At 71.2% G+C, this 12,952-nt stretch carries 2 protein-coding genes; both read left to right on the top strand.

Annotated features, from left to right (window positions below; genetic code table 11):
- The coding region (locus NBG84_RS16905) for a type I polyketide synthase (RefSeq protein ID WP_425608647.1) at positions 1-6,484 on the top strand (6,484 nt) is incomplete at its 5' end.
- Between the two features lie 32 nt (positions 6,485-6,516).
- On the top strand, positions 6,517-12,951 hold the full coding sequence (locus NBG84_RS16900) for a type I polyketide synthase (protein WP_425608651.1): 6,435 nt from the start codon (positions 6,517-6,519) through the stop codon (positions 12,949-12,951).
- The last annotated feature ends 1 nt before the right edge of the window (position 12,952 follow it).

Genomic DNA, 12,952 nt, shown 5'->3' with positions numbered 1-12,952 from the left:
CGACACGGTGCACTACGCCCTGGACATGATCCAGGCATGGCTGGCCGACGAACGACTGACCGACAGCAAACTGGTCATGGTCACCAGGCGAGCCGTCGTGGTTCACGACGGCACCGAGTCGCCCAGCCTCGCGGGCGCCGCCGCCTGGGGTCTGATCCGTACGGCTCAGAGCGAGAACCCGGATCGCTTCACCGTGATCGACATGGAGGACGAGAACCTGGTCTCCCCTCAGTCGTTCCGTGCGGCCTTGGGCAGCGGCGAGCCGCAGGTGGCCCTTCGGGGCGGTGACGAGCAGCCGCTGTACGTACCCCGGCTCGTGCGGGAGATCCCGCGGGACGACACCGTCGCGTCGGAGTCAGCGGTGCGCGGCACGGTCCTGATCACCGGGGGCACCGGGACGCTGGGTTCCCTGTTCGCCCGCCATTACGCGGTGGCTCGGCAGGCCCGTCATCTGCTGCTGGTCAGTCGACGCGGCCTGGAGGCTCCGGGCGCGCCCGAACTCGCCGCGGAACTAGCCGAGTTGGGCGTTCAGGTCACCATCGCCGCCTGCGACACCGCCGACCGCGACGCCCTCGCCGCGCTTCTCGCGGCCATCCCCGACGAACACCCCCTCACCGCCGTCGTGCACGCCGCGGGCGTCATCGACGACGGCATCGTCACTTCGCTGACGGCGGAGCGCGTCGACAGCGTGTTCCGCCCCAAGGTCGATGCTGCTTGGCATCTGCACCAACTCACTCGTGAGATGCACCTTGACGAGTTCGTTCTCTTCTCCTCCATGGCGGGCGTTCTGGGCAACGCCGGCCAAGGCAACTACGCCGCGGCGAACGTCTTCCTCGACGCGCTCGCCCAGCACCGTCACACTGAGGGCCTGCCCGCCACCTCCCTGGCTTGGGGAATGTGGTCCGACCGCAGCGGCATGACCGGCCACCTGGACGACGCGCAGTTGACCCGTTTGGCTCGTCTGGGGATCGACTCCATCACGGCGGAGGAGGGGTTGGCGCTGTTCGAGGCCGCCCGTGTCACGCCCACCGCCTGCCTGGTCCCTGCCAAGATCGTCCCGGCCCGGCTCCGTTCCCAGCGGGAGAGCGGCACCCTTCCCACCGTCCTCCAAGGTCTCGGGCGCGTTCGCGTCCGGAAGGCCGCCGCGGCCACCACGGCGACCGCCTCCGCCGCCCTCCGCGATCGCCTGGCCCACATCTCCTCCGAGGAGGCCGAGGACACGCTCACCACCCTCATCCGCACCCACGTCGCCTTCGTCCTGGGCCACGCCACGCCTGACGCCATCAACACCGACCAGGCGTTCAGGGACCTTGGGCTCGACTCGCTGACCGCTGTCGAGCTTCGCAACCGCCTCAACGCCGCCACCGGCCTCCGCCTTCCCGCGACCCTCATCTTCGACCACCCCACCCCGCACCGCCTGGCTGCCCACCTCCTCGCAACCCTCGCCCCCGCCCACCTCGCCCCCGCCATCGTCCCGGCCGCTGTCGCCGCCGACGAGCCCATCGCCATCGTTGCCGTCGGCTGCCGCTACCCGGGCGGCGTGCACTCCGCCGACGACCTGTGGACCCTGGTGGCGAGCGAGACCGATGCCGTCGCGGAGTTTCCGGCCACTCGCGGCTGGGATGTCGAGACGCTGTACGACCCCGAGCCGGGAAAGCCGGGCAGGTCCTCCACGCGTCACGGCGCGTTCCTCTACGACGCCGACGCCTTTGACCCCGCCTTCTTCGGCATCAGCCCCCGCGAAGCCCTCGCCATGGACCCCCAGCAACGCCTCCTGCTTGAGGTGGCCTGGGAGACCATCGAACGCGCCGGCATCGACCCCGCAACCCTCCACACCACCCCCACCGGTGTCTTCGCCGGTGTCATGTACGGCGACTACCGCAGCCGACTCAGCTCCGTCCCCGAAGAGTTGGAGGGCTACATGGGCAACGGCAGCGCGGGCAGCGTCGCCTCCGGCCGTGTCGCTTACACCTTCGGGTTCGAGGGGCCGGCAGTGACGGTCGACACCGCCTGCTCCTCCTCTCTGGTGGCCATCCACCTGGCCGCGCAGGCCCTCCGTAACGGTGAGTGCTCCCTGGCCCTGGCCGGCGGCGTCACCGTTATGGCAACGCCTGATCTCTTCACCGAGATCAGCCGACAGCGCGGCCTGTCAGCAGATGGGCGATGCAAGTCCTTCGCCTCCGCCGCCGACGGCGCTGGTTGGGGTGAAGGGGTCGGACTGCTGCTGCTGGAACGCCTCTCCGACGCGCAACGTAACGGCCACCAGGTGCTGGCGGTCGTACGGGGCAGTGCGGTCAATCAGGATGGTGCGTCCAATGGGTTGACGGCGCCGAACGGTCCGTCGCAGGAGCGGGTGATCCGGCAGGCGCTGGCCAATGCGCACCTGACGCCGGACGAGGTCGATGCGGTCGAGGGGCATGGGACCGGGACCACCTTGGGTGACCCGATCGAGGCGCAGGCACTCCTTGCGACCTACGGGCAGGACCGTTCGGAGGATCGACCGTTGTGGCTGGGCTCGCTGAAGTCCAACATCGGCCACACCCAGGCCGCGTCGGGCGTGGGCGGTCTCATCAAGATGATCATGGCCATGCGGCATGGCCAACTGCCCAAGACGCTGCATGTGGATGAGCCGTCCTCGCACGTGGACTGGACAGCGGGCGCGGTTGAGCTGCTGACCGAGCAGCGGTCCTGGCCGGACACGGGGCGTCCCCGCCGTGCCGGGATCTCCTCGTTCGGTATCAGTGGCACCAATGCGCATGTGATTGTGGAGCAGGGGCCGGAGGTCGAGAACGCCACGGACGGGGATGTGCCGGGGCCTGTGGTGGTGACGGATGGGACGGTGCCGTGGTTGGTGTCGGCGAAGTCGCAGGCCGCGTTGGGGGAGCAGGCGCGGCGGCTGCTGGATCACCTTGACCGTTTCCCCGATGTGTCGCCCAGTGTGGTGGGTCATGCATTGGTTGCGGGTCGTTCGGTGTTCGATCATCGGGCGGTGGTGATCGGCCGGGAGCCGGAAGACTTCCGGGGTGGGCTGACCGCGCTGGCCGCTGGTGAGCCCTCTGCCCGGGTGGTGACCGGCACGGCGGCGGCTGGGCCGGGTAGGACGGTGTTGGTCTTTCCTGGGCAGGGGTCGCAGTGGCTGGGGATGGGCGTGGAGCTGATGCGTTCCTCGCCGGTGTTCGCGGAACATGTCACCGCTTGTGCCGCGGCGTTGGAGCCGTTCACCGACTGGAATCTGATCGATGTCCTCACCCAGGTGCCCGGTGCACCCGGCCTGGACCGCGTCGACGTGGTCCAGCCTGCCCTGTGGGCGATGATGATCTCCCTGGCGCGGCTGTGGGAGCACCTGGGCGTGATGCCGGATGCGGTGGTAGGTCACTCCCAGGGCGAGATCGCCGCCGCCCATATCGCCGGCGTGCTCTCACTGGAGGACGCGGCGCGGCTCGTCGCACTGCGCAGTCGGGCCCTGATGCAGATCCGTGGCCTCGGCAGGATGCTCACCGTGCTGGCCCCCGAGGACCGGGTGCGGGCGATGCTGGCCGACGGGGACGGCAGCCTGTCGCTTGCCGCGGTGAACGGCCCGGCCACCGTCACGGTGTCGGGCTCCGTGACCGCGATGGCCGAGTTCAATGCCGCGCTCTCCGAGGCTCGAATGATGCGCTGGGAGCTGCCGGGAGTGGACTTCGCCGCCCACTCCTCGCAAGTGGAGGCCCTTCGTGACGAACTCCTTGGGCTCCTGGCGCCGATCGAGCCCCGACCGGCCACCGTCGCGTTCTACTCCACCGTCGCCGGACACCTCGGCGGGCCGATGCCCGACACCACGGTGATGAACGCCCAGTACTGGTATGACAACCTGGCCACCACCGTCGACTTCCAGACCGCCACCCGCTCCCTGCTGGACGACGGCCACACCCTGTTCGTCGAGGCCAGCCCCCACCCCGTCCTCACCAGCGCGGTGCAGGAGACCACCGAAGACCACGCCAGCACGGTCGAGGTCGCCGTCACCGGGACCCTGCGCCGCGATGACGACACCTGGCAGCGGGTGCTGACCTCCCTGGCCACCACCCACACCCACACCACCGTCAACTGGCCGGGCTTCTATCCCGCGGCCCGGCCCACCCATCTCGACCTGCCCACCTACCCCTTCCAACACCAGCACTACTGGCTGTTGGACGCCGACCAAGCCGACATCGGCCGCGCGACCGGCGGCTCCGAGGGGCCCGCCGAGGCCGAGTTCTGGGACGCGGTCGAGCGGGAGGACCTGGACGCGGTGATCGACACCCTGGGCCTCGGCGACGCGGAGAGTGAGCGCGACGCCGTCGACTCAGCGCTTCGGGCCGTGCTCACCGCCATGTCGTCATGGCGGCGGCGCCAGCTGAACCGGTCCCTCATGGAGGGCTGGCGCTACCGCACGACGTGGAAGCCGCTGCCCGGCATCGGGACCGGGACGACCCCGAAACTGGACGGGAGCGCCTGGCTGGTGGTCGTTCCCGAGGCGGCCGCCGCAGACCCCGCGGTGCGGACGGTGCTCGACGCGCTGCGGCGGCGCCGTGCCCAGGTGGTCCGATGGGATGTCGCGCCGGACGATCTGCGGGAGCGCGGCGCGCTCGGCCGGCGGCTCGCCGCCATGGTTGCCGCGGGTGAGGCCCCGGTCCGCCTCACCGGAGTGCTGTCCCTCGCCGCGCTCGTGGACGACGGCCTGGAGGCCGCGCACGAGCCTGTCTCCGCTGGCCTCGCGGGCACTGTCGCCCTGGTGCGGGCGCTGGACGACGCGGGTGTCGAAGCCCGGCTGTGGTGCCTGACGCGCGAGGCGGTGTCCACGGGGAACGCCGACGCCGTCGTCAACCCGCTACAGGCCCAGATCTGGGGCCTGGGCCAGGTGGTGGCGCTGGAGCGGCCGGAGCGGTGGGGCGGGCTCGTGGACGTACCAGCCCGCCTTGAGGGGCGTGCCGCGGACCTGCTGTGCGCGGTCCTCGCCGATGTCGAAGGAGCGGACGGCGCGGGCCAAGGCCACGGCGAGGACCAGGTGGCGGTGCGCACCTCGGGAGCGTTCGGCCGACGCCTTGCGCGGGCACCGCTGGGTGACACGCCGGCGCCGGACTGGCGTCCGCGGGGCACGGTGCTGATGACGGGCGGTGCGGGCGCGGTCGGATCGCATGTCTGCCGCTGGCTGGCACGGGCCGGAGCGCCGCACCTTCTGCTGGTCGGCAGGCGCGGCAAGGACACGCCCGGCATCGCGGAGCTGGCGGCGGAGCTGACGGCGCTCGGGTCGCGCGTGACCGTGGCCGCGGTCGATGTCGCTGACCGGGACGCGCTGCGGGAGCTGCTGGCGTCGGTTCCGCGGGAGCACCCGCTGACCGCGGTGTTCCACGGCGCTGGAGCGCTCGCGGACGGGTTGGTGGAGTCCCTCACGGAGGAACGCCTTGAGCGGGTGCTGCGGCCCAAGGTGGCCGCCGCCACGGCGCTGCACGAGCTCACCGCCGATCTGGACCTTGAGGCGTTCGTGCTGTTCTCCTCGGCCGTCGGCGTTCTGGGCAACGGAGGGCAGGGCGGGTACGCCGCGGCGAACGCCTTCCTCGACGCGCTGGCCCAGGCGCGGCGGGCGACCGGGCTGCCCGCGACCGCCGTGGCCTGGGGGTCGTGGGGCGGTGGCGGCCTGGTGACCGGCGAGGTGGACCAACGCCTGCGCCGGAGGGGGCTGCCGCCGATGGCGCCCGAGACGGCGGTGGCGGCGCTGGCCGCCTCCCTGGCCCAGGAGGAGACACAGGTGATGGTGGCTCAGGTGGAGTGGGAGGACTTCGCGCCCGCCTACACCGCGGCCCGCCCCAGCCGACTGATCGCCGATCTCCCCGACACCGCCGTGCTCACAACGGAGCGCTCTGTGGACGGTCACGCCGGCGGGGCATCGGAGGGCGACCTGGTGGCCCAACTGAGGGAGTTGCCGAGGCGCAAGGTGGACGACGTCCTGCTGGGGACGGTCCGCGCGCACGCCGCGGCGGTCCTGGGGTTGAACGGCCCGGACGAGATCGGTGCCGAGCGGGCGTTCAGCCTGGTTGGTTTCGACTCGCTGACCTCCGTGGAGCTGCGGAACCGACTGCGGCGCGCGACCGGATTGCAGCTACCCGTCACACTGCTGTTCGACTATCCGACGCCGGTCGCAGCGGCGCGCTACCTGCGGGCGGGGCTGTTCCCGGACCGGACGGCCGGCGGCGGGGACGACGGTGCCCCCGGCGGGGTGGCGGTGGACGTGGACGACGCCGAGGTGCGGGAACTGGTGCTGTCGATCCCGCCGGCGAAGCTGCGCGAGGCGGGTCTTCTTGAGTCGTTGCTGAACCTGGCCGGCCGCCCGGCGGCCGACGGTTCCGCAGCGAGCGGCGCGGGTGTGTCGGAAAACGGCGACGGACCGTCGCTGGACGAGATGGGCGTGGACGACCTGGTGCGCAGGGCGATGAACAACGACGTTCCCGACGAGACCTGGAGGTCATGATGGCCGAGTCGAACGATGCTGTCGTCGAGGCGTTGCGAGCATCCCTCAAGGAGACCGAACGCCTGCGCCGTGTGAACGCCGAGCTGGCCGCGGCTTCGCGCGAGCCGGTCGCCATCGTCGGCATGAGCTGCCGCTATCCGGGCGGCGTGCGCTCGCCGGAGGACCTGTGGGATCTGCTCGCCGCCGAGCGGGACGCCATCTCCGACTTCCCGCGGAACCGCGGCTGGGATGTCGACGAGCTGTACGCGCCGGAGCCGGGCACCCACGGCAAGTCGTATGTGCGCGAGGGCGGCTTCCTGTACGACGCTGACGAGTTCGACCCGGGCTTCTTCGAGATCAGTCCACGCGAGGCGACGGCGCTCGACCCGCAGCAGCGTCTCCTGCTGGAGACGTCGTGGGAGGTGATCGAGCGGGCGGGCATCGATCCGACGACGCTGCGCGGCAGCCGTACGGGCGTCTTCGTGGGAATCGCGCACCAGGACTACGGGGTGCCGCTGCACGAGGCGCCACAAGCGCTTGAGGGCTACCTGGGGACGGGCACCTCGACCGCGGTCGCCTCCGGACGCATCTCCTATGTGTGGGGTCTGGAGGGGCCGGCCGTCACGATTGACACGGCGTGCTCGTCGTCGCTGGTGACACTGCACATGGCAGCCCAGGCGCTGCGCAACGGCGAGTGCTCACTGGCCTTGGCGGGCGGCGTGACGGTGATGGCGAAGCCCGGCGTTTTCATCGAGTTCAGCCGTCAGCGCGGGCTGGCCCCAAACGGTCGGTGCAAGCCGTTCGCCTCCGCCGCCGATGGCACCAGCTGGGGCGAGGGCGTGGGCTTGCTGCTGCTGGAACGCCTCTCCGACGCGCGGCGCAACGGCCACCAGGTGTTGGCGGTCGTGCGTGGCTCGGCCGTCAACCAGGACGGCGCAAGCAACGGCCTGACCGCTCCCAACGGCCCCTCCCAGCAGCGCGTCATCCGCCAGGCACTGGCCAACGCCCGCCTGAGACCTGACGAGGTCGACGTGGTCGAGGCACACGGCACCGGGACCACGCTGGGTGATCCGATCGAGGCGCAGGCACTCCTTGCCACCTACGGCCAGGACCGTCCTCACGACAGACCGCTGTGGGTGGGGGCGATCAAGTCGAACATCGGCCACTCGCAGTGCGCGGCGGGCGTGGCGGGTGTCATCAAGATGGTCATGGCCATGCGGCATGGCACCCTGCCGAGGACGCTGCACACGGACGCGCCGACACCGCACGTGAACTGGTCGGCGGGCGCGGTGAAGCTGCTCGCTCAGGCCCGGCCGTGGCCGGAGACCGGCGGCCGACGGCGACGGGCCGGGGTGTCGTCGTTCGGCGTGAGCGGCACCAACGCGCACCTGATCCTGGAGGAGGCACCCGAGGAGAAGACGGTGCCCGCCACCGCGGATCAGGTACCCGACCAGCCCGGCCGTCTTGTGCCGTGGGTCGTGTCGGCGCGGTCGGAGCAGGCGCTGCGCGCGCAGGCGGCGAAACTGGGCGACTTCGCCGCCCACGGGGGCTTGGACATCGCCGATGTCGGTGGGGCGCTGGTGTCGAGCCGGGCGCGGCTCGAACACCGCGCGGTGGTGCTGGGGCGTGACCGGGACGAACTGCTGAGCGGTCTGGCGTCGTTGAGCGACGGCGCGGAGTCCGCCGGGGTGGTGCGTGGTGTCGCTGCGAAGCTCGGTGACACCGTCTTCATGTTCCCGGGGCAGGGACCGCGGTGGGGCGGCCTGGCACGGCAGTTGTACGACGTCTTCCCCGTCTTCGCCCAGAGCCTCGACGAGACCTGCGAACGCTTCGACGCACATCTCCCCTTCGAACTGAAGCCCCTGCTGTTCGCCGATGACCCCGTGGAACGCGAGCGAACCGACATCGCACAGCCGGCGTTGTTCGCCCTACAGGTCGGCCTGTACCGGCTGGTGACGCGGTACTGTCCGCAGCCGGACTATCTGATCGGTCACTCAGTCGGCGAGATCGCGGCCTCCCATGTGTCCGGAGTCATCGACCTGGACTCCGCCACCAGGCTCGTGTCCGCTCGCGGGCGGATCATGCAGACCATCGACGAGCGGGGCGCCATGCTGGCGGTGCGCGCCTCGGAAGACGAGGTGCGCGCGCTGCTCGGTCAGTACGAGCGCGTCGGCCTCGCCGCCGTCAACGGCCCCGGGTCGGTGGTGGTCTCGGGCCTTCGTGACGAGGTCGTCGCGATCAGGGAACGGCTCGTCGCCGACGGCACGTCGGCGAAGCTGCTTGAGGTCGACCACGCCTTCCACTCCCCGCTCATGGACCCGATCCTGGACGAGTTCGCGGCATCGATCGGCGAACTGCCCGCAGGCGAGATGGCGATCCCGGTCGTCTCGACCAGCCTGGGCCGTGAGGCCACGCTCGCGGAGCTGACCTCCGTGGAGCACTGGATGGACCACGTCCGCGAACCCGTCCGCTTCTTCGCCGCGCTGGAGTCCGCCCGTGCGGCCGGGGCGCACGTCTTCCTCGAAGTGGGTCCGGGATCGACGCTCGCGAGCATCACCATGGAGGCCTTCGCCAGTGTGGGCGTGGACGACGCGGTGGTCCTGTCGTCGTCGCGGCGGGACCGCGGGGCGGTGGAGGCACTGGTCGGCTCGCTGGCTCAGCTGCACGTCAGGGGCGGGACCGTGGACTGGGACGCCCTGCTCGGGGCGCACCGGCGGGTGGAACTTCCGACGTACGCGTTCCGGGGAGAGCGGTACTGGCTGGACGCCCCGGCGGGGACGCTCGCGGCGGACGTGGCCTCGGCCGGTCTTTCGGCCGCGCGGCACCCGTTGCTGGGCGCCATGGTGGACCACCCCGGCACCGACGTGGTGGTGTTCACGGACCTGTGGTCACTGCGGACCCATGGCTGGCTGGCCGATCACGCCGTGTTCGGCGCGGTCGTCGTACCGGCCACGGCCTACCTTGACCTGGCGCTGTGGGTGGGCGACTGCGTCGGGTGCGGCGCGGTCGAGGAACTCTCCCTTGCCGTTCCCCTGATCCTTCCTGACTCGGGCGACGTGCAGGTGCGGATCGTCGTCGGTGCGGCGGACGAGACGGGACACCGCTCCCTGGAGGTGTATGCGCGTCCCGGCGAGGACGGCCGGACGGTGGGCGGCTGGACCCGGCACGCGACGGGGAGTCTGTCGCCGAGCGCACCGCGGGCGCCCGTACGGGCCGATGACGCGCGATCACTTGCGATATGGCCCCCGGACGGGGCAAGGCGACTCGACATCGACGGTCTCTACGATTCCCTCGCGGACGACGGGTTCGACTACGGTCCGACCTTCCGCGGGCTGCGCGAGGCGTGGCGGCACGGTGACGAGATCTACGCGCTGGCCACGCTGCCGACCATCGACGACGCTTCGGCCGGCGGCGGGTTCGCCCTGCATCCGGCGCTGATCGACTCGATGCTGCACGCGGTGGCGGTCAGCGGCGTCATCGACGCGGAAGGCGGCCAGGGCTGGATGCCCTTCTCGTGGTCCGGGGTGGACCTGACGGGGGAGTGCGGCCCGAGCGTGAAGGCCCGGATCACCCCGGTGGGCGCAGGCGTCGTGTCCGTGGCGATCGCCGACGAGCACGGCCGCGAAGTCGCTCATGTCGCGGCGCTGACGTTCCGACCGGCGAGTGCCGAGCAACTGCGCTCGACGCGAGGCGGGCACGAGCCATCGCTGTTCGAGCTGCAATGGCGACCGCCCGAGGGGAGCAAGCGGGAAACCCGCCGCGAGCGGTGGGGCGTTCTCGGTGCGAGGAACGGCCTGGCCTCCCGGCTCTCCGGGGCAGGTGACGAGAACGTCCCGCTCTACGCGACCTTGGACGAGGCCCTCACCGGCACGGCACCCCGGCACATCGTCCTGTGCCTGGACGACTTGGCCACCGCCGACCCCGACCCGTTCGCCGAGGTCGCCAGCGCGGACAAACGCGTGCTGGCCTTGGTCCAACGGTTCCTCGCCGAGGAGCGACTTGCCGGATCCACGCTGGTGGTCCTCACCCGCCTGGCCCTCGACACCGGACAGGGGGAGAGCGTCGAGAGCCTCACCGGCGCGTCCGTATGGGGCTTGATCCGGTCCGCCCAGACAGAGCACCCCGGCAGGTTCCGGCTGGTGGACATCGACGACGAGGCGACATCCCTCGCCCGCCTCCCGGACGCGCTGGCCGCCGGTGAAGACCAACTGGCCCTGCGCGGCGGCGCGCACCTCACCCCCCGGATGGCCCCGGCCGCACCCGCGGACCACCAGATCGAACCACCGACGGCCGGCGCCCACCAACTGGGCATCCCGAGCAGGGGGACCCTGGAGAACCTGACCTGGGTTCCCTGCCCCGAGGTGGAAGAGCCCCTGACGAGCGGACAGGTTCGCCTCGCCGTACACGCCGCGGGCCTCAACTTCCGGGACGTCACGATCGCCCTCGGCCTTGTGGACAGAACGGCCTTCGACGCCGGGATCGGCAGTGAGGGCGCCGGAACGGTCCTGGAGGTCGCGGACGACGTCACCGGGCTTTCACCAGGCGACCGGGTGATGGGCGCGTTCACCGGTGCCTTCGGCCGTGTGGCCGTGGCGGATCACCGCATGCTGCTGCCCGTCCCCGACGGGTGGAGCCACATCGAGGCGGCGTCCGTGCCGAGCACCTTCCTCACCGCCTACTACGCGCTCTTCCAGGCGATGAGGCTGGAGAGGGGGCAACGCATCCTCATCCACGCCGCGGCGAGCGGCGTCGGGATGGCCGCCGTTCAACTGGCAAAGCACGTCGGCGCCGAGATCTACGCGACCGCGAGCCCCGCCAAGTGGCCCGTCCTGCGAGGCCTGGGGCTGGACGACGAACACCTGGCATCGTCACGGGACCTGGAGTTCGCGGACAAGTTCCTGGAATCCTCGGGCGGCCGCGGTGTGGACGTCGTTCTGAACTCCCTCGCGCACGCCTTCGTCGACGCCTCGCTGAGGCTGCTCGCCAAGGGCGGGAACTTCATCGAGATGGGAAAGACGGACATCCGCGACCCCCGTCAGGTGGCGGCCGATCACCCCGGAGTCGACTACCAGGCCTTCGACCTCTACGAGGCGGGCCCGGACGCGCTCCACGAGATGTTCCGCGCCCTGATGGAGCTGTTCGCCGACGGACGGGTGCAGCTGAACCCGATATCGGTCCGGGACGTCCGCGACGCACGCAGGGCGTTCCGTGAGATGAGCCGGGGCCATCACGTCGGCAAGCTGGTCCTTGAGGTGGGCGGGCGCTTCGGTGGTGGGACCGTGCTGGTCACAGGCGGGACCGGGGGAGTGGGCGCGCGGTTGGCGCGGCACCTCGTCGCCGAACACGGGGTGCGGAGTCTGGTGCTGGCGAGCCGCCGGGGAATGGCCGCCGACGGGGCTTTTGAGCTGGCCTCGGACCTGGAGGCGGAGGGTGCCGCTGTCAAGGTCGTGGCCTGTGACGTCGCCGACCGGGCCGCCGTGGCGGAGCTGCTCGCGGACATGCCCCGCGGGTACCCGCTGACGGCAGTCGTGCACGCGGCGGGTGTACTGGCGGACGGCATGGTCGAGTCGCTGACCGCGGAGAGCCTCGACCATGTGCTGCGCGCCAAGGTCGGCGGTGCGGTCAACCTGCACGAGCTGACCCGGGAGCACAACCTGTCGGCGTTCATCCTGTTCTCCGCGCTCGCTGGCACGCTCGGCGGCGCGGGACAGGCGAACTACGCCGCGGCGAACGGGTTCCTGGACGGCCTGGCGGCCCAGCGCAGGGCATCCGGCCTGGTCGGCACGTCGCTCTGCTGGGGCTGGTGGGAACAGCACGGCGGCATGACCGCGGACTTGGACCAGGCCGAGCTCTCGCGGATCCGGCGGCTGGGCGTCGCCGCGATGCCGACATCCGATGCGCTGGCCCTGTTCGACTCGGCATGCGCGATCAACAAGCCCGTGCTCATCCCAGCCGGGCTCGACCTCTCCGCGCTGCGGAGCAGGACCGGCGACCAGCTGCCGCTCCTCCTGCGCGACCTCGTGGACGCCGGACGTCCGACCCGGAACCGGACGGGCACGACCGGCGGTCCCCTCGAACTGTCCTCCAGGCTGGCCACCCTGCCGGACGGGGAGGCGGAGGCAGCCGTCCTCGACTGGGTCCGCGAGCAGACCGCCATCGTGCTCGGACACCCGACCAAGGCGACCGTCGACGCCGACCAGGCGTTCACCCACCTCGGATTCGACTCTCTGACCTCGGTCGAGCTGTGCAACCGCCTGGCCTCCTCGACCGGGCTGCGCCTGCCCTCCACCCTCGTCTTCAGCTACCCCACACCCCGCGAGCTGGGCCGACACCTGTCCGGCCTGCTGCGTCCAACAGGGGACAGGGGCCTGGCCGAGGACGCGGAGATCCGTGAGCCGGTGCCGGGCGCGGACAGTCGCGCGGACGAACTCGCGGACCTGGACCTGGAAGCGCTCGTCGATCTGGCGCTGGAAGAGAAGGGCAACTGAC

Source organism: Streptomyces albipurpureus (assembly GCF_023701525.1).
GTDB classification, from domain to species: domain Bacteria; phylum Actinomycetota; class Actinomycetes; order Streptomycetales; family Streptomycetaceae; genus Streptomyces; species Streptomyces albipurpureus.
The sequence above is the reverse complement of the archived record's forward strand: the minus strand, read 5'-3'. Positions and strand labels throughout refer to the sequence as shown.